At 66.3% G+C, this 18635-nt stretch carries 17 protein-coding genes; 9 read left to right on the top strand and 8 right to left on the bottom strand.

Translation table 11 applies throughout. From position 1 onward, the window contains the following. The first annotated feature begins 33 nt into the window (after positions 1-33). The 4 genes from CEJ42_RS13220 to CEJ42_RS13210 all read left to right on the top strand — a co-directional run bounded on the left by CEJ42_RS13220 (position 34) and on the right by CEJ42_RS13210 (position 3489). Complete coding sequence (locus tag CEJ42_RS13220; RefSeq protein ID WP_088751377.1) at positions 34-948, top strand: DMT family transporter; 915 nt, start codon at positions 34-36, stop codon at positions 946-948. A 57-nt stretch (positions 949-1005) separates the two neighbouring features. Next, positions 1006-1980, top strand: a complete 975-nt coding sequence (locus CEJ42_RS13215) for a quinone oxidoreductase family protein (protein ID WP_088751376.1) — start codon at positions 1006-1008, stop codon at positions 1978-1980. Positions 1981-2003: 23 nt separating this feature from the next. After that, positions 2004-2177, top strand: coding sequence for a hypothetical protein (locus CEJ42_RS25035; protein ID WP_165774431.1), 174 nt, complete (start codon positions 2004-2006; stop codon positions 2175-2177). Between the two features lie 169 nt (positions 2178-2346). Then, positions 2347-3489, top strand: a complete 1143-nt coding sequence (locus CEJ42_RS13210) for an ABC transporter substrate-binding protein (RefSeq protein ID WP_088751375.1) — start codon at positions 2347-2349, stop codon at positions 3487-3489. 17 nt (positions 3490-3506) lie between these two features. On the opposite strand, the gene CEJ42_RS13205 is transcribed toward CEJ42_RS13210, so the two are convergent. After that, positions 3507-4193, bottom strand: a complete 687-nt coding sequence (locus CEJ42_RS13205) for a DUF4136 domain-containing protein (RefSeq protein ID WP_088751374.1) — start codon at positions 4191-4193, stop codon at positions 3507-3509. A gap of 391 nt (positions 4194-4584) precedes the next feature. Between CEJ42_RS13205 and pepN the strand changes: the two genes are divergently transcribed. Together pepN and CEJ42_RS13195 are read left to right on the top strand one after the other, a co-directional pair. Continuing rightward, positions 4585-7278, top strand: coding sequence for an aminopeptidase N (gene pepN, locus CEJ42_RS13200; RefSeq protein ID WP_088751373.1), 2694 nt, complete (start codon positions 4585-4587; stop codon positions 7276-7278). Between the two features lie 41 nt (positions 7279-7319). Then, the gene (locus tag CEJ42_RS13195) at positions 7320-8321 is read left to right on the top strand and encodes a class 1 fructose-bisphosphatase (RefSeq protein ID WP_079218630.1); all 1002 of its coding nucleotides are present in this window, start codon (positions 7320-7322) and stop codon (positions 8319-8321) included. A 90-nt stretch (positions 8322-8411) separates the two neighbouring features. Here the strand turns inward: CEJ42_RS13195 and CEJ42_RS13190 are convergent, their stop codons facing one another. The 3 genes from CEJ42_RS13190 to CEJ42_RS13180 all read right to left on the bottom strand — a co-directional run bounded on the left by CEJ42_RS13190 (position 8412) and on the right by CEJ42_RS13180 (position 12669). Then, a complete protein-coding gene (locus CEJ42_RS13190) occupies positions 8412-9974 on the bottom strand; it encodes a sensor domain-containing diguanylate cyclase (protein WP_088751372.1) in 1563 nt (520 codons plus the stop codon). A gap of 116 nt (positions 9975-10090) precedes the next feature. Continuing rightward, positions 10091-10984: an EamA family transporter RarD gene (rarD, locus tag CEJ42_RS13185; protein ID WP_088751371.1), complete on the bottom strand. Its 894-nt coding sequence runs from the start codon at positions 10982-10984 to the stop codon at positions 10091-10093. 95 nt (positions 10985-11079) lie between these two features. Further along, positions 11080-12669, bottom strand: coding sequence for a sensor domain-containing diguanylate cyclase (locus tag CEJ42_RS13180; RefSeq protein WP_088751370.1), 1590 nt, complete (start codon positions 12667-12669; stop codon positions 11080-11082). A gap of 220 nt (positions 12670-12889) precedes the next feature. On the opposite strand from CEJ42_RS13180, the gene CEJ42_RS13175 reads away from it, so the two are divergent. Both CEJ42_RS13175 and CEJ42_RS13170 read left to right on the top strand, forming a co-directional pair. Beyond that, a complete protein-coding gene (locus CEJ42_RS13175; RefSeq protein WP_088751369.1) occupies positions 12890-13192 on the top strand; it encodes a hypothetical protein in 303 nt (100 codons plus the stop codon). A gap of 115 nt (positions 13193-13307) precedes the next feature. Further along, positions 13308-13565 (top strand): hypothetical protein, encoded by a 258-nt coding sequence (locus tag CEJ42_RS13170; protein WP_079218640.1) that lies wholly within the window; start codon positions 13308-13310, stop codon positions 13563-13565. A 67-nt stretch (positions 13566-13632) separates the two neighbouring features. On the opposite strand, the gene CEJ42_RS13165 is transcribed toward CEJ42_RS13170, so the two are convergent. Both CEJ42_RS13165 and CEJ42_RS13160 read right to left on the bottom strand, forming a co-directional pair. Next, a complete protein-coding gene (locus CEJ42_RS13165; RefSeq protein WP_088751368.1) occupies positions 13633-13893 on the bottom strand; it encodes a hypothetical protein in 261 nt (86 codons plus the stop codon). Positions 13894-14060: 167 nt separating this feature from the next. After that, on the bottom strand, positions 14061-14369 hold the full coding sequence (locus tag CEJ42_RS13160; protein WP_079218644.1) for a hypothetical protein: 309 nt from the start codon (positions 14367-14369) through the stop codon (positions 14061-14063). A 411-nt stretch (positions 14370-14780) separates the two neighbouring features. Between CEJ42_RS13160 and CEJ42_RS13155 the strand changes: the two genes are divergently transcribed. Further along, complete coding sequence (locus tag CEJ42_RS13155) at positions 14781-15677, top strand: LysR family transcriptional regulator (RefSeq protein ID WP_088751367.1); 897 nt, start codon at positions 14781-14783, stop codon at positions 15675-15677. Here the strand turns inward: CEJ42_RS13155 and CEJ42_RS13150 are convergent. Further along, the gene (locus tag CEJ42_RS13150; RefSeq protein ID WP_088751366.1) at positions 15674-17431 is read right to left on the bottom strand and encodes an IlvD/Edd family dehydratase; all 1758 of its coding nucleotides are present in this window, start codon (positions 17429-17431) and stop codon (positions 15674-15676) included. The genes CEJ42_RS13155 and CEJ42_RS13150 overlap by 4 nt on opposite strands. Before the next feature lie 43 nt (positions 17432-17474). Continuing rightward, a complete protein-coding gene (locus CEJ42_RS13145) occupies positions 17475-18410 on the bottom strand; it encodes a dihydrodipicolinate synthase family protein (protein WP_088751365.1) in 936 nt (311 codons plus the stop codon). Between the last annotated feature and the right edge of the window lie 225 nt (positions 18411-18635).

Here is an 18635-nt window from a genome sequence, read left to right as displayed (position 1 = left end):
CGCGCCGGCGACGGACGGTTTACAATCGCGGCCATGACTTCCACCGTCCAGCACCCCGCTCATCGCCAGGCCTTCCTCGGCGGCCTCCTGCTCGCCATCGTCGGCGCCGTCTTCTTTTCCGCCAAGGCCATCGTGGCCAAGCTGATGTACCGCTATCAGGTCGACGCGGTGATGGTGATCACGCTGCGCATGGTGTTCGCCTTCCCCATGTTCTTCGCCGTGGCGATCTGGAAATCCCGCACCAACCCGCCGCTGGCGCGCGCCGACTACCTGCGCATCACCGTGCTGGGGCTGATGGGCTATTACCTGTCGAGCTTCCTCGATTTCCTCGGCCTGCAATACATCTCGGCCGGGCTGGAGCGGCTGATCCTGTTCCTCACGCCGTCCTTCGTGATGCTGATCGCCTTCCTGTTCTTCAAGCGCCGCGTCGGCTGGATCGAATGGGCGGCGCTGCTGGTCTCGTACTTCGGCACCGTGCTGGTGCTGATGCATGACCTCAACACCGGCGGCAGCAACGTCATGCTGGGCAGCGCGCTGGTGCTGGGTTCGGCCTTCACGTATTCGATCTACCTGATTTCCTCGGGCGAACTGGTGCGGCGCGTCGGCGCGGTGCGCCTGGTGGCCTACGCGATGTGCGTCTCCAGCGTCGCCTGCGTGATCCAGTTCTTCATCCTGCGCAGCCCGGGCGAGCTGTTCACCCAGGTCGCCGGCGTCTACCAGCTGTCGCTGTTCAACTCCGTATTCTGCACCGTGCTGCCGGTGTTCCTGACCATGGTCGCGGTCGAGCGCATCGGCGCGCCCACCGCGGCCCAGGCCGGGCTGGTCGGCCCAGTGTCGACGCTCTTCATGGGCGCGGCCCTGCTGGACGAGCCGATCACCAGCATCCAGCTGACCGGCACCGCGCTGGTGCTGGCCGGCATGTGGCTGCTGTCGCGCAAGAAGGTCTGAACATCCGCCCCCGAACACGCATCAAACCGATAACCGAACCCGAACAAGGAGACTGAGATGGCAAAAGCAATCCGCATCAGCAAGACCGGCGGCCCCGAGGTGATGGAATACGTCGACGTCGAAGTCGGCCAACCGGGCCCGGGCGAGGTGCGCATCCGCCACGCGGCGGTCGGCCTGAACTTCATCGACTGCTATTTCCGCTCCGGTCTCTACCCGCAGCCGCTGCCCGGCGGCCTGGGCCAGGAAGCCGCCGGCACCATCGAGGCGGTCGGTCCGGGCGTTGCCGGCTTCCAGGTCGGCGACCGCGTGGCCTATGCCGGTCGTCCCAACGGCGCCTACTCGGAAGAGCGCGTGATGCCGGCCGACATCCTGGTCAAGCTGCCGGACTCGATCAGCTTCGACACCGCCGCGGCCATGATGCTGCAGGGCATGACCGTGCAATACCTGTTGCGCCAGACCTATCAGGTCAAGGCCGGCGACACCATCCTGTTCCACGCCGCGGCCGGCGGCATCGGCCTGATCGCCTGCCAGTGGGCGCGCGCCCTGGGCGTGAACCTGATCGGCACCGTCAGCAGCGACGAGAAGGCGGCGCTGGCCAAACAGCATGGCGCAGCCCACGTGATCAACTACAAGACCGAGAATTTCGTCGAGCGCGTCAAGGAGATCACCGGCGGGAAAGGCGTGCCGGTAGTGTACGACTCGATCGGCAAGGATACCTTCATCGGCTCGCTGGACTGCCTGCGCCCGCGCGGCATGATGGTCAGCTTCGGCAACGCCTCCGGCCCGGTGACGCCATTCAGCACCGGGGAGCTGGCCTCGCGCGGCTCGCTGTACCTGACTCGTCCTTCGCTGGGCAACTACACCGCCACCCGCGAAGACCTGGACGCCACCGCCGCCGACCTGTTCGCCATGGTCGACAGCAAGCAGATCAGCATCGAGATCAACCAGCGCTACGCCTTGAAGGACGTGGGCCAGGCGCACGCCGACCTCGAGGGCCGCAAGACCACCGGCTCCACCATCCTGATTCCCTGAGCCCGCGGATACCGGTGAGCGCCATGGACAAACTCGATCAACAGGATCCCGCCCGCAGCAATCCCATGGGCCATCCTCCCGAACCGGCCGCCGGGGGCGACGGTTCGCCCCGCTTCGGGCGGCTGCTGGTGGTGCTGATTCTCGCCGTGATGCTGATCGTGGCGATTACCTTCGGCAGCGAAGCGTACTTTTCGTGAGTATCTAGAAGAAATTCTGGAAATAGATTGAATTTAAAAGGTTTTGTGCGCCGTTGACGGCGATTGGCCCATTTTCTCCTGACTGACTCGTGATTTGTCGAGGACGTATTCGCCACAGAATGTATTCATTGTGGCAACAAATTCCTTGCGAGCATTTTGGGAGACGATCATGGGATGGATCGCGCGATTTTGCGCGGCGGCGGCGCTGTCTGCGCTGTCGGCCGCAGGCCTTCATGCCGAGGACGGGGTATCGGACCACGAAGTCCTGCTGGGACAGTCCGCGCCTTTCTCCGGCCCTTCGGGAGAGCTGGGCCGGCTGTTCCTGGACGGCGCCCAGTCCTACTTCGACAAGGTCAACGCCGGCGGCGGCATCCACGGGCGCCGGATCAGGCTGGTCAGCCTGGACGACCAATATGAGCCGGACAAGACCGTCTCCAACACCAGCAGACTGATCCACCAAGACAAGGTCTTCGCGCTGTTCGGCTATGTGGGCACGCCTACCACCGCGGCGGTGTTGCCGATGCTGGAGGAGGCCGGGATCCCGATGTTTGCGCCCGTGTCCGGCGCGCGCCTCTTGCGCGAGCCCTTCAACCGGCTGGTCTTCAATGTCCGCGCCAGCTATGCCCGCGAAACCGATTTCCTGCTGCGCCAGCTGCAAGGCAACGGCCGGCGCAACATCGCGGTGCTGTACCAGGACGATGAATTCGGAAAATCGACGCTGGAGCACCTGCGCAGCCGGGTCAACAACTACGGCCTGAAGCTGGTTGCGACCGCTTCGATCATACGCAACAGCGACGCCGTCACGGACGCGGCGCGTTCCTTTCTGCAGGTCAATCCCGACGTGGTGATCTTGATCGTGCCGTATTCCTCGGCGGCGGCGCTGATTTCACAGATGCGGGGCGCCGGTTATCGCGGCGGCTTTTCCAACTATTCCTTCGTCGGCAGCCAGTCGCTGGCCAACCGGCTCAAGAACGGCGGCGTGGGCATCGTCATCGCCCAGGTCGTGCCGTTTCCGTGGAAGCCGCGCCTGCCGATCGTCTACGAATACCAGAAAGCCAGCAATGCGGCCGAGGGCGCGCAGTACAGCTTCATCGGGCTGGAGGGCTTCATCGCTGCCCGCGCGCTCTGCGAGGGCCTGCGCCGCGCCGGCCGCAGGCTGACCCGCGAGGGCTTCATCCGCGCGCTGGAGAGCATCGATCATTCCAACTACGACGGCGGCGGATTCCTGCTGCGCTTCGGGCCGGGCAATCACAACGGCTCGGACTTCGTCGACCTGACCGCGATCGGCAGCGGCTCGCGCTTCATCAACTGAGCGCCCGCAGCCGCATGTCAGCCGGGCGGCTTGCGGCTCTTGTCGCCGTCCTTGCTGCTGTCCTTGTCGTTCTCCTTGTCGACCTGGATCTTGATATGCCGGGTCACGCCGCTGGGCCCCGGGAAGTCGCTGAAGGCGGCGCGCACCATGTACGGCATGACGGCGGAAAGGCCGGCGCGGCTGCCGTCGCTGTCAACCACGACGTCATAGAGCTGCTTGCCGTCGGCATTGGCGATGCCGATCTGCAGCCGGCGCAGGAAAACCGGATAGCTGGTGGTCTGCATCGGGCCGCCGTACCAGAACGGATCGTAGAACGGGCCGTACGGGCCATAGAAGCCGTAGGGATGCGGGCCGAAGCGGCCCCAGCCCGGAGGCGGGCCATAGAAGAAAGGATCGTAGGCCGGGCGCGTCACCACCACCTGTTCGGTATTCATGCCGTAGCGAAAGCTCACCGCCAGCTGCGCCGATTTTTTGTCCGGCGCCTCGGTAAAGCCCAGCGTATTGAGCTGCTGGCGGATCAACTGGGCGTAGCTGCCGTATTCCAGGTTGTTTTCCTGTTCCTTGGCCGGGGCGAAGGCATACGATTTCCCGTTGGCGTCGGCCGGCCAGGCGTGGAAGGCGGTGACGTTGCTTTCGACCACCGAGGCGCAGCCGGACAGCAGCAGGCTGGCGGCCGCGATGAGGGAATAAAACCGGCGTTTCATGGGAATTCTCCAGTACAAGATGCGAGACAGGCTGCAGGCCGGGCGAAAGGCTGGGCGGGAATGGCCGTGGTGGCCCCATGCCGGTTCGACCCGCGCCGGGGCCTTTCTATCCCTTGCCCCATTCTTGCGCAGCCGACCGGCGTCGGGATCTATTGTAGTGCGCCGGCCGCGGCGCGGCTCGTCGCAGCGCGTGAAGCGGCGTCAATCCCGGTAAAAAAGCAGGCGAGGACAGGGCGTTGCCGCGAACGATAGTCGCCGCAGTGGGTCTGTGATTGGTAAAATCTGGCTTTGGCTGTACTTGCCGGCTTTTTCGCACCGCTGCGTCGTCAATGCCCGCAATGCCTCGCGGTTTACCCCTTTCCCATCCCTTTCTTTCACCGGACAGGTTTCCATGCGCACCGATACGCCACAGACGATCTACCGTAAAGACTACGCCGCTCCCAACTACCTGATCGACACCGTCGAGATGGGGTTCGACCTCGATCCCTCCGCCACCCGCGTGGCCACCCGCATTGCCATGCGCCGCAATCCCGCCGCAGCCGGCCGCGACATCGTCCTGTTCGGCGAAGAGCTGGAACTGGTCGCCCTGCGCGTGAACGGCAAGGCGCTGGGCCGCGGCGACTACCGCCTGGCCGGCGGCGTGTTGACCATTCCCGGCGCCCCGGCCAAGGCCGAGCTGGAGATCGAGACCCTTACCCACCCCGACAAGAACACCTCGCTGATGGGGCTGTACGTCTCCAACGGCAACTTCTTCACCCAGTGCGAAGCCGAGGGCTTCCGCAAGATCACCTACTTCCCCGACCGCCCGGACGTGATGGCGAAATACACCGTCATGCTGCGCGCCGACCGCGCCAAGTACCCGGTGCTGCTGTCCAACGGCAACCTGGTCGAAGAGGGCGAGCTGCCCGACGGCCGCCACTATGCCAAATGGGAAGACCCGTTCAAGAAACCGTCCTACCTGTTCGCGCTGGTCGCCGGCAACCTGGTCTGCCAGGAAGAAACCGTGCGCCTGAAGTCCGGCCGCGACGCGCTGTTGCAGGTCTGGGTCGAAGAGGGCAACCTCGACAAGACCCAGCACGCCATGGATTCGCTGAAGAACAGCATCGATTGGGACGTGAAACGCTTCGGCCTTGATCTGGACCTCGACCGCTTCATGATCGTCGCCGTGGGTGACTTCAACATGGGCGCGATGGAGAACAAGGGCCTCAACATCTTCAACACCAAGTATGTGCTGGCCAACCCGCGCATCGCCACCGACGTCGACTTCGCCAACATCGAAGCCGTGGTCGGCCACGAGTACTTCCACAACTGGACCGGCAACCGCGTCACCTGCCGCGACTGGTTCCAGCTGTCGCTGAAGGAAGGCCTGACGGTGTTCCGCGACCAGGAGTTCTCGGCCGACATGATCGGCACCGACAGCGGCCGCGCGGTCAAGCGCATCGACGACGTGCGCGTGCTGCGCCAGGCGCAGTTCCCCGAGGACGCCGGCCCGATGGCGCACCCGGTGCGCCCCGACTCCTACGTCGAGATCAACAACTTCTACACCGTCACCGTGTATGAGAAGGGCGCCGAAGTGGTGCGCATGTACCAGACCCTGCTGGGCCGCGAGGGCTTCCGCAAGGGCATGGACCTGTATTTCGCGCGCCATGACGGCCAGGCCGTGACCTGCGATGATTTCCGCGCCGCCATGGCCGACGCCAACAAGCGCGACCTCGGCCAGTTCGAGCGCTGGTACAGCCAGTCCGGCACGCCGCAGGTCGACGCCAGCGCGCGCTACGACGCCAAGAGCCAGACCCTGGAGCTGACGCTGGAGCAAAGCTGCCCGGCCACGCCCGGCCAGAAGAAAAAGCAGCCGTTCCACATCCCCGTGGCCGTCGGCCTGCTCGACGCCCGCGGCCGCGACATGCCGCTGCGCCTCGGCGGCGCCAAGGGCGCGGCCAAGGACACCACGCTGGTGCTGGAGCTGACCAAGGCCAGGCAGACCTTCCGTTTCACCGGCGTGTCCGAGAAGCCGGTACTCTCCATCCTGCGCGGTTTCTCCGCGCCGGTGGTGCTCAAGTACGACTACAGCGACGCCGAGCTGGCCTTCCTGATGGCGCACGACAGCGACCCGTTCAACCGCTGGGAAGCCGGCCAGCGCCTGGCCACCCGCCGCCTGCTGAACCTGACCGTGGCGGTGCAGGCCGCGCGCCAGTCCGGCCATGTGGTGGCGGTCGACACGGTGCTCAACAACATCGAGCACGACGGCGCCCTCACAGCCGCCCTGCGCGCCACGCTCAACGACCAGTCGCTCGATCCCGCCTTCCGCGAACTGGCGCTGACGCTGCCCTCGGAAACCATGATCGCCGAGCAGATGGAAGTCATCGACCCGCACGCCATCCACGTGGCGCGCCAGTTCCTGCGCCGCTCGCTGGCGCGCGAACTGCGCGAGGACCTGCTGGCCGCCTATCGCGCCAACCGCACGCCGGGCGACTACAGCCCCGACGCCGGTTCCGCCGGCCGCCGCGCGCTGAAGAACGTGGCGCTGTCCTACCTGGCCGAGCTGGACGACCCGGAAGTGCTGGAACTGGCCGCGCAGCAGGACGTCGCCGCCAACAACATGACCGACCGCCTGGCCGCGCTCTCGGCGCTGGTCAACAGCGCCGCCGCCGGCAAGGGCGAGGCCCTGCAGCGCTTCTACGAGGAGTTCGAGGCCGAGGCGCTGGTGATCGACAAGTGGTTCACCCTGCAGGCCACCGCCCGCGGCGCCGACGTCAACACCGTGCGCACGCTGGCCGAGCATCCGGCGTTCACGCTGAAGAACCCGAACCGCGCACGCAGCCTGATCTTCGGCTTCTGCAACGGCAACCCGTCGGCCTTCCACGTGGCCGACGGCAACGGCTACAGCTTCTGGGCCGAGCAGGTGATCGCGCTCAACGCCAGCAACCCGCAGGTCGCCGCGCGCCTGGCGCGCAGCCTGGACCGCTGGCGCAAGTACACGCCGGCGCTGCAGGAAAAGATGCGCCTGGCGCTGCAGCAGGTGGCGTCCTCGCCCAAGCTGTCGCGCGACGTGTCCGAGGTGATCACCAAGGCACTCTCCAATTAAAAAAAACCTACTCAGACATTGACCTCAAAGGGAACACCACCATGAAACGCATCAGCCTCACGCAACACCTGATCGAGCAGCAGCGACTGCACAACAAGATCCCGTCCGAACTGCGCCTGTTGATCGAAGTCGTCGGCCGCGCCTGCAAGTCGATCTCGCACGCCGTCGGCAAGGGCGCGCTGGGCGAGGTGCTGGGCACCGCCGGCAGCGAGAACGTGCAGGGCGAAGTACAGAAGAAGCTGGACGTGATCTCCAACGAGATCCTGCTGGAAGCCAACGAATGGGGCGGCCACCTGGCGGCCATGGCCTCCGAGGAAATGGAGACCATCCACCGCATCCCCAACCGTTACCCGAAGGGCGAATACCTGCTGATGTTCGACCCGCTGGACGGCTCCTCCAACATCGACGTCAACGTCTCCATCGGCACCATCTTCTCGGTGCTGAAGGCGCCGGACGGCATGACCGAACCCACCGAAGCCGACTTCATGCAGCCCGGCACCAAGCAGGTCGCCGCCGGCTACGCCGTGTACGGCCCGCAGACCGTGCTGGTGCTGACCACCGGCGACGGCGTGCACTGCTTCACGCTGGACCGCGAGATGGGCGCCTGGGTGCTCACGCAAAAGGACATCCAGATCCCGGCCGATACCAAGGAGTTCGCCATCAACGCCTCCAACCAGCGTCACTGGTTCCCGCCGGTCAAGCGCTACGTGGATGAAATGCTGGCCGGTTCCACCGGCCCGCGCGGCAAGGACTTCAACATGCGCTGGATCGCCTCGATGGTGGCCGACGTGCACCGCATCCTCAACCGCGGCGGCGTGTTCATGTATCCGGCCGACGCCCGCGAACCGGGTAAGCCGGGCAAGCTGCGCCTGATGTACGAAGCCAACCCGATGGCCTTCATCGTCGAGCAGGCCGGCGGCGCCGCCACCGACGGCAACCAGCGCATCCTCGACATCCAGCCCGAGAAGCTGCACCAGCGCGTGGCGGTGTTCCTGGGTTCGAAGAACGAAGTGGAACGCGTCACCTCCTACCACAAGCAATAAGCCGTCCGCGGCCTGCCGGCGCATGCCGGCACGATGAAAAAACGGCGCCTTCCGGGCGCCGTTTTTTCATGCCATCGCGCGCGCCGTCATTCACGCCGCGCTGCGCACCGGTTCCGCGATGCGCACCTGGTTGCGGCCGCCGCGCTTGGCCTCGTACAAGGCGGCATCGGCCTGGCCCACCAGCTCCTCGATCGGCGGCACATGCTTCTGGTCGGGCAGGATGCTGTTGACGCCCGCGCTCACCGTCACCACGCCGGTGGCGCTGGCCTTGTGTGCGATCCCCAGCGCCTGGATGCCGGCGCGTATCTTCTCGGCCATCTGCGCCGCGCCGACCGCGTCGGTGCTGGGCAGCAGCATCAGCATTTCCTCGCCGCCGTAGCGCACCGCCAGATCCGCCGGGCGCCGCTGCAGGTCCTTGAGCACGCGCCCGACCTGGCGCAGGCATTCGTCGCCGGCCTGGTGGCCGTAGATGTCGTTGTACTGCTTGAAGAAATCGACATCGATCAGCACCAGCGACAGCGGACCGCCGCCGCGCGTGGAACGCCGGTATTCCTTTTCCAGCACTTCGTCGAAATGGCGCCGGTTGGACAGCCCGGTCAGGCCGTCCTGGTGGGCCAGCATTTCCAGTGTGCGGTTGACTTCCTGCAATTCGTTCATGGCGCGCACCGCCTTCATCTCGGCGCGCAGGCGCAGCTCGATCTGGCCGATCAGGCGCCAGCCGAACGCCGAGATCATCAGCAACAGCAGCAGCACGCCGGCGCTGTAGACCAGCGTCTCCTGGCGCCAGTCGGCCAGCGCGTCTTCCTGCGACATCGCCACCGAGACCAGCAGCGGATACTTCTGCAGCCGGTGATAGCTGATCAGGCGCTGCACGCCGTCCAGGCGCGAGACCGTGTCGATGTTGCCCACCGGCTTCACCGGGAGCAGCTCCCTGAACAGCGGGCTGTCGCTGAAGTCGCGGTTGATGTATTTCTCTTCGAAAGGCTGGCGCGTGAGCAGCGTGCCTTTGGTCAGCAGCAGGCCGATCGATCCGCTCGGGCCGACGTTGAAGGTGCTGTAGAGGCTGGTGAAATACTTCAGGTCCATGGTCGCCAGCACCACGCCGGCAAAGCTGCCGTCGCGGTGGTTGAGGCGGCGCGACATGGGGATGATCCAGTTGCCGGTGGTGCGGCTGCGCAGCGCCGGGCCGATCAGCGGCGCCATGTCCAGGTGGTCGCGATGGTAGATGAAGTAGGGGCGGTCGCTGTTGTTGGCGTCTTCCGGCGTCTTGCCGCTGGAGTTGACCACCCAGCCGCCCAGTTCGTCATAGACCAGCAGGCCGTCGAGCTGCGGTATTTCCTCCGCCAGGCGGTGCAGCAGCGGCGCCATCTCGGCGATCAGCGGGCTGCCCATGCCCAGGGTGTTGATGCGGTCGCCGACATCGAGCAGCAGGCCGTCGGCCGACTGGAAGGCGTCGCTGGCATGCTGGGCCAGCGCGCGCGCCATGTTGTCGGTGTAGGTGCGGGTATTGACGAGGTCGCTTTGCCGGGCGGCCCAGCTTTGCCACACATGCGAGGCCGCAATGGCCACGCACACAAGAACCACGAACAGCTTGGCGCGTCGCGATACGGATTGGCTCGCCTTTTCCTCGTCGTTTGCAAGTACCGGCTGCATGCGTTTCCCCCGCTGTGGAGACGGCCGCGCTTTCCTCCCCCGGTTCGGCGCCCGTCGAAATCCAGTATAGACAGTGCGCCGGCGCGGCAGCCGGGAAAGTGAGGGGGAAAATCAGTTCAATTCGCAGGGCGCCGCATCAGCCGCACGCTGTGCAGCGCGGTCAGCGCCACCGACAGCCAGATCGGCACATAGGTGCCCAGCTGCGCCGGCGCCAGCGATTCGCCCAGCACCGCCATGGCCACCAGCACCAGCAGCACCGGTTCGACATAGCCCAGGATGCCGAACAATCCCATGGGCAACAGTTTGCCGGCGCGCAAGTAGCAGGCCAGCGCCACCATGCTGACCACGCCCAGGCCGGGCAGCAGCAGGTACATCGACGGCTCGCGCACGGTGGCGGCGAACGAACCGTTCAAGGCCAGCGCCGCGGCCGCTGGCGGCACCAGCAACAGCAGCTCGATGGCGAACAGCATCAGCGAGTCGAGCCGGATGCGGCGGCGCAGGATGAAGTACGGCGGATAGCCCAGCGCGACGACCAGCGTCGGCCAGGAGAACGCGCGCGTCATCCACAGCTCGTGCGCCACGCCGGCCAGCGCGCACAGTACGGCGATGCGCTGCAGCAGATCGAGCCGTTCGCCGTAGTAGAAACGTCCCACCAGCACCATCGTCAGCGGCAGCAGGAAGTAGCCCAGCGAGACCTCCAGCGCGCGCCCGTTGACCGGCGCCCACAGGAACAGCCATTGCTGCACGCCCAGCATGGCGGCCATGGCCACCAGCGAGATCAGTTTTGCGGGATCGCCGAAGACCGCGGCGCAGGCCGCGCGCAGTTCGGCGCAGTGGCGGCGCCAGGCGATCAGCGCCAGCACCGCGGCGGTGGTGCAGACGATGCGCCAGGCGAAGATGTCCAGTCCGTCCAGCGGGGCGAGCAGGCGGGTGTAGCCGGAGAGGAAGGCGAACAGGGCGGAGGCGAACACGGACAAGCCGATGCCGCGGCCGATTTCTTGGTGACTCATGGAGACTGATCGATGCGCCCGGCGCACGGCGCGCGCGGGCAAAGGGGCAAAGGCTCGATTCTACGACATGCGCGCCGCGCGGCCTGAAAGCGGCGTCAGCCATCCTGCCGGCTGCGCGGCTGGCTTGGCTTGCGCGACTCTTCGCGTACCGCCGACTTGAGGCTGCCCGGATAGGTCACGATGCGGTCGCGGCCGGTCTGCTTGGCCTGGTACAGCGCCTGGTCGGCGCGTTCGATGAGGGTGAGCACGTTGTCGCCCTCGCGCACCGGATCCAGCGAGGCCACGCCCAGGCTGATGGTGACATGTCCGCCCTTGGCGCCCGAGTGCGACAGGCGCAGGTCGGTGACCGACTGGCGCAGGCTGTAGGCCAGCGACATGGCGCCGTGGATGTCGCAATCCGGCAGCACCAGCGCGAATTCCTCGCCGCCGTAGCGCGCCGCCAGGTCGCGCGAGCGCTTGCGCGAGGCGCCGATGGCCTTGGCCACCGCCCTTAAGCATTCGTCGCCCTTGGCATGGCCATAGATGTCGTTGTACAGCTTGAACTGGTCGACGTCGATCATGATCAGCGACATCGGTCCTTTTTCCTTGCCCATGCGCGCCATCTCGGCGGCCACGGTGCGGTCGAAATGGCGGCGGTTGGGCAGGCCGGTCAGACCGTCGTGCATGGCCAGCTGCACCAGGGTCGCGTTGAGCTGGTCGCTCTTGGCGCGGGCGTTGACGGCGTCGTATTCGGAGCGCACCTGATGCTTGACCTGGCGCACCATGCGCCGGCCCAGCGCCGCGAACACGCCGGCCAGGAACAGCACGCCGATGGTGCGCATGTAGGCGTCGTGGCGCCAGTTGCCCAGCACCTCGTCCTTGGACACGGCGACCGTCACGAACATCGGGAAGCGGCGCAGCCGCACGAAACTGTTGATCCGCAATTCACCGTCCGACGGCGCCACCAGTTCGGCGGTGCCCTTTTCCATCTTGGAGGCGTAGTCGCGGAAGATCGCCGCGTTGCGCAGGTCCTTGCCGGTGGTGGCGGTCTCGCGCGTACGGCGGATCAGCGTGATGCCGTCGTTGAGCGCGAACAGGATGGCGCCGCGGCGGCCGACATCGAAGTTCTCGTAGTAGTGCTTGAAGTAATCGAAGGAGATGGTGGCCAGCACCACGCCGCCGAAGCTGCCGTCGGGTTTGTTCACGCGGCGGCTCAGGGTGAAGATCCACTGGCCGGTCGAGCGGCTCTGTACCGGCGGGCCGACATGTGCCGCGGAATCGTCATGCTGCTTGTGATAGATGAAGTATTCGCGGTCGGAATTGTTGTACTGGGTCATTAGCGTGCGCTGCGAGCTGACCAGCCAGCGGCCGTTCTCGTCATAGACGAAGATGCCGTGCAGCTGCGGCAGCTCGTTGACCTGCGACATCAGCTGGCGGCCGATGCGCTGCAGCGAGCGTTCGCCCAGGCCGTCCTCGGCCAGGTGTTCCTGCAGCACCTGCAGCACCAGGTCGGCTTCCTTGTAGGTCTGGTCGGCGTGCTGCGCCAGCGCCTGCGCCATATTGGACGTATCGACGCCGGCCTCCCTCAGCAGGTCCTCGCGCGTTTGCCAGGTGCGCCAGCCGTCCAGCCCGATCAGGGCGAGGCAGGCCATCACCACGAACAGCGTGGCGAGGCAGACGGGTGAAGCCTTCTTGTTGAACAGCATGGCGGCGCCTTCACGAAGATTGATCTGGCAAACGTAGGCGGCGGACGAGGCTTGCGGCCTTGCCACCGGTCATGCATGCAGGGTAGGGGAAGGTTCGGACTTTTCACATCGGGGTTTACCTGATGTGGGCAAAAGGCGCTCGGGTATTTCCTGATGCGTTTTTTGTGGCCGTTTGATTAACCTGACGAGATAGACGGCTGCCACGCCGAAAGGAAACGCAATGAATATCGCAGACAAGAAGGCAGGAAAGCGCGCACTGAAGACCGTGTCGGTGCAGCAACTGGAAACCGCGATCTCGGCCGCGCTGTACAAGATCACCGCCGAGAAATACCAGGTCGACATCAGGCGCTTCGACCTGGGCATCGGCAGCGAGTCGGCGCATCACGACGGCGCGGTCATCGAGATGAGCGTCATCAACGTCCCCGGCGGCTGCCCGGGCGCCGAAGGCCATAAGCTCAAGGTCGAATGCGGCGCGGAGCCCCGGCCACAGGCGCTTCAGGCGCCGGGAGAGAAGGCGGCATAGGGAATCGCCCGATACCGTCGAGTGTTGTCGGGGAATACACTTTTTCCACTTTTCGCCGGAGGGCGCGAAAAGGGATGCAAGGATGCGCGCCCGACGGCGCGGTTTCGGAGAGGCAATGCAGCAACCGCAGTACATGCTCCAGCAGGGGCAGATCGAAGGCAGTTTCCAGTGTTCCATCGAAGGTGAAAGCTATGAATACCTGGCGACCTATGAAGGCGGCCGCTCGGTAGACTGGCATGCCACCATCCGCCGCGGCAGTCGTTTTTCCTGGTCCAGCGGCACCATCCCCCACAACACCCGCAGCGGCGCAACGCTGGAAGACGCCGTGCGCGCGCAAGTGCTGGCGACCATCGGAACCATGTTCGCCGGCTGAACCCTGCGCCCATGAAAAAGCCCCGCCGGGTGGGGCGGGGCGCGTGAGGTTCGGACGTCGTCCTGCGCTACTGGCTGCCGGTGCCGGCCGCCGGTTGCGGTTTGCTGGAGGTTTCCGCCGGGCCGTTGGCGCCGTTCTGGTTGCGCTCCCGCTTCATCTGCTTGCGTTCCTTCTTTTGCTGCTTCTTGGCCTGCTTGGCCGAGTCGCCGCTCATCTGCTGCGTGCCGTCGGTCGACGGCGTGGCCGCGCTCTGGGCGAATGCGCCGCTGCCCAGCGTCAGCGCGCCGGTCGCCGCCAGGGCGCCCAGCATCTTCCATGTCTTGTTCATGTCAGTCTCCTCGGGACCGGTCCGGTCCCGTCTGTGTTGCGTGTATCGTCATCTTGCCCGGGGTTTCGATGCGGCCGGATCAGCGCCTCTGCTGAGGCGGCCGTTCCGGCGCGCTGCCCGCCGCGGTGTTGCTGCGGCGGTTCACTGCGGGTCGCCGTCACGCGTGATCAGGAGCCCGGCGAGGTGCCCATCGGGCCGTCCTTCATGTCACGCGCATAGTTGTTGGGCTGGCCGGCGCGCATCTCGGTGGAGGAATGGTCCACATACTGGCCGTTCTGGCCCTGATCCTGAGAATAGGCCGGCGAGGTGGTCTGGTCGCCCTGGTAGTTGTAGTACTGCGGCGCAGACGAGTCGTATTGCTGCTGCGGCGTGGTCTGGTAGCCGTAGCCGCCCTGATCGTACGATTGCGCGTACGCGGCGCTGCCGAAAGCGGCGGCGGCCAACAAGGCGGCGCTGATGATGATCTTCTTGGTCATGGCTGTTCTCCTTGGGTTGGTCGTTCCGCTGTCTGCGGAAACGTAAGGTCATGATAGGAAAGCGCAGAGCCTGCGGCAGTCGGAAAGCCAAGCTTCTTCGTGTCGGACTATTCCCTCGCGTCTGACAGCAATGCAGGGCTGCGGCGTCGGTTGCGCGGCGCAGGGCGACCGTGCCTTGCCCCGAGCAGTTTTCGGACCGCAGGGCGCAATCCCTTCCTGCGCAAGGCTTGCGGGGCATATGCCAATGCGAACTCAGCCGTGGCCGGCGTCGCGATTTTGCGGCGAAGCGAAGCTGACAACGATCCCAGGTTTCGTTACAAAACATTACCGAGCATTACCGCGCACCCGCGCGGCGCGTGCGCGCCCGAAGCGCTACACTGCGCAGACAAGAACCAGGAAGAGACAGTCGCCATGGATATCCGATACGTGCAGAGTTTCGTTGCGGTGGTGGAAAGCGGATCGCTGGCCGAGGCCGCGCGCCGGCTCGACCTGACCGCCGCCGCCGTGGCCGCGCGCGTGCGCTCGCTGGAAGAGGACCTGGGCGCGCAGCTGATCCAGCGTTCGGGCCGCTCGGTGCGGCCCACCGCGCAAGGCCTGAAGGTGCTGGAGAGCGCCCATGCGCTGCTGCGCTCCGCGCGCGACATGCAGGCGCTGGCGCGCGATGGCGCGGCCGAGGTGGGGGAGCTGAGGCTGGGCGTATTCGTGTCGGCCATGACCAGCGTGCTGCCTTCGTTGCTGCAGGGCTTCTATCGCAGCTATCCGCATGCCAGCCTGTTCGTCGAACCGGGGGCGTCGGTGGAGCTGTGCCGCAAGGTCGCCGCCGGCGAGCTGGATGCGGCGGTAGTGGTCGAGCCGCAGTTCGCGGTGCCCAAGACCTGCGAATGGATCGCGCTGATGGACGAGCCGCTGGTAGTGATCGCACCGGCCGGCACCGCAGAAAAGGATGCGCACACGCTGCTGCGCAACGAACCCTTCATCCGCTACAACCGCAACGTGCTGGGCGGACAGCTGGCCGACCGCTACCTGCGCGACCACGGCATCGTGCCGCGCCAGCGGCTGGAGATCGACAGCCTGCTGGCCATCGCCGCGCTGGTCGGCAAGGGCCTGGGCGTGTCGCTGCTGCCGGACTGGTCGGCGCGCTGGGAGGGTGGCCAGGCGCTGGTCAGGATAGAGCTGCCGGACCGCCCGCCGGTGCGCCGCGTTGGCCTGCTCGTGGCGCGCCATTCGCCGCATGTGGCGCTGGCGCGCGTGTTCGCCGACCATGCGCTGCAGGCCCTGGGCGGAGGACCGGCCCAGGCCGCGGCCTAGCTGCCGGACTGCTTGCGCTGCAGTTCTTCCGCGCGCAGGAATTCAAAGTCCACGCCCTTGTCGGCCTGCGTCACGTTCTCCAGGAACAGCTTGCGATAGCCGCGTCCGGCGACGGGTTTGCGCACCGGCTGCTGCTGCCGGCGGCGCTCGAGTTCCTGCTCCGGCACCAGCAGCGTGATCTCCCGTTTCGACACCGAGAGGCGAATGCGGTCGCCGCTGTACACCCACGCCAGCGGACCGCCGATGGCGGCTTCGGGCGTGACGTGCAGCACGATGGAGCCGAACGCGGTGCCGCTCATGCGGCCGTCCGAAATGCGCACCATGTCCTTCACGCCCTGGCGCGCCAGCTTGCGCGGGATCGGGATGTAGCCGGCCTCGGGCATGCCGGGCGCGCCCAGCGGGCCGATGTTCTTGAGTACCAGGATGTCGTCGGCGCGCACGTCCAGCGCCTCGTCGTCGATGCGTTCGGCCAGGTCCTGCAGGTTGTCGAACACCACGGCGCGGCCTTCATGCTCCATCAGTTTCGGATCCGCCGCCGACTGCTTGATGATGGCGCCGCCCGGCGCCAGGTTGCCGCGCAACACCGCCAGGCCGCCCTGCGGATAGACAGGATTGGCGAAGCTGCGCACCACATCCTGGGCGAAGCCCGGGCCTTGCGCGTCGAGCTGCTCGCCCAGCGTGACGCCATTGACGGTCATCGCGTCCAGGTGCAGCAGTGGCTTCAACTCACGCAGCAGCGCCGCCACGCCGCCGGCCTTGTGCAGGTCTTCCATGTAGTGCGAACCGGTGGGTTTGAGGTCCAGCAGCACTGGCGTCTCGCGCCCCATGCGGTCCAGTTTCGCGAGGTCGATCTCCAGGCCGACGCGGCCGGCGATGGCCGCCAGGTGCACGATGGCGTTGGTCGAGCCGCCGATGGCCAGCAGCATGCGCAGCGCGTTGTCGAAGGCTTTTTCGGTCAGGATCTTGTCCACCGTCAGGCCGCTGCCGGCCAGCGCCACGGCGCGCGCGCCGCTTTCTTCCGCGACCCGGATGCGGTCGGCCGTCACCGCCGGCGGCGAGGCGCCGCCGGGCACGGTCATGCCCAGCGTCTCGGCGATGCAGGCCATGGTGCTGGCGGTGCCCATCACCGAGCAGGTTCCCACGCTGGCCACCAGTTGGTTGTTGACGTCGGCGATCTCTTCGTCGTCGATTTCCTCGGCGCGATATTTGGCCCAATAGCGGCGGCAGTCGGTGCAGGCGCCCACCCGTTCGGAGCGGTGCGAGCCGGTCAGCATGGAGCCGGTGATCAGCTGCACCGCCGGGATGCCGGCCGAGGCGGCGCCCATCAGCTGCGCCGGCACCGTCTTGTCGCAGCCGCCGATGAGCACCACCGCGTCCATCGGCTGGGCGCGGATCATCTCTTCGGTGTCCATGGACATGAGGTTGCGCAGGTACATCGAGGTCGGCGCGGCGAAACTCTCGTGGATGGAGATGGTGGGGAAGTCCATCGGCAGGCCGCCGGCCAGCATCACGCCGCGCTTGACCGCCTCGATCAGCTGCGGCATGTTGCCGTGGCAGGGATTGTAGGCGCTGCCGGTGTTGACGATGCCGATCACCGGGCGCGCCAGCGCGTCGTCGGTGTAGCCCGCGCCCTTGATGAAGGCCTTGCGCAGGAACAGCGAGAATCCCTGGTCGCCATACGAAGTGAGGCCGCGGCGCATGCCCGCGGCGGCCGCTGCCTGGCCGTGGCCGTCTGTTTCCGGTTTCTTGCTCATTGCTGGTCTCCTGTTGCGTTATTTTTTGTGTCCTGCATCGGCATCATGCCAGCGCGTGGGCATCGGGGATACCGAAGCCCCCTTCCTGCAACTGCTGCACCAGCGCGGCGCCGGCGTCCTCGTCCAGCGCCGTCAGCGGCGGGCGCACGCGGCGCCAGTCGCGGCGGCCCGACCAGTGGGCGATGGCGTGCTTCATCGCCGGGATCATGGGCTGGGTCTGGAAGATCTTGCGCACGCTATCGGCGCGCGCCTGCAGCGCGCTGCGCTCTGCGGGATCGCGGCTGCGCCAGATGGCGACGATGGAGGCCGGATTGACGTTGACCGTGGCGCTGATGCAGCCGGCGCCGCCAGCTTCGATGGCGCGGTTGAGGAAGGTCTCCGCGCCGGGGAAGACGTCGAAGCCGTCGCCGCCAAAGCGCCGGATCATTGCCTCCATGTTGGACCAGTCGCCCGAGGAGTCCTTTACGCCGGCGATCGTGCCGGGATAGCGCTTGAGGAGACGTTCGATCAGTTCCAGTGAGAGCGGCGTGGCCGACATCGCCGGGAAGTGATAGAGGTAGACCGCCAGCCGGCGGTCGCCCACCCGCTCGATCACTTCCGAGAAGTAGGCGAACAGCCCGTCGTCGCTGACGTTCTTGTAATAGAAGGGCGGCAGCATCAGCACCCCGGCCGCGCCGGCCTGCACCGCGTGGCGCGTGAGGCGCACCGTGTCCGGCAGCGCGCAGGTGCCGGTGCCGGGCATCAGCAGGGCGGGCGGTATGCCGGACTCCAGCAGCGCTTCGGTCAGGCGCACGCGTTCGTCGGCCGACAGCGAAGCCGCCTCGGAATTGGTGCCGAAGATCGCCAGCCCGGCGCCCTGGCGCACCAGCCAGCGACAGTGGGCGACAAAGGCGCGCAGGTCGGGTTCAAAGTCCGCGCCGAAGGGCGTGAGTACCGGCGCGAGTACGCCCTTGATGCGCGGCGGCGTGGTGGCGCTCATGCGGCTTCCTTTCAAATACGGCAAGTATCCGGACCGCGGCTGCGAGGAAAAAGCGCCTGTCGTGATGTTCACACCAAAAAGTTTTTTTGCTTCCGCCGGTGCGCGCTGTTGTAGCGCCGCGCCGCCGCTTCTGCGAAAGCGGCGGTTCTGATTGCATCGCCGCCCGGTGCTGTTATGCTGGCTCCACAAGACCAAGAAAATGTGGGACGCGGGGCGCGGCCGTTT

Source organism: Herbaspirillum robiniae (genome assembly GCF_002213415.1).
GTDB classification, from domain to species: Bacteria; Pseudomonadota; Gammaproteobacteria; order Burkholderiales; family Burkholderiaceae_D; genus Herbaspirillum; species Herbaspirillum robiniae.
Note: the sequence above shows the minus strand (reverse complement) of the source record. Positions and strands in the feature narration are given on the sequence as shown.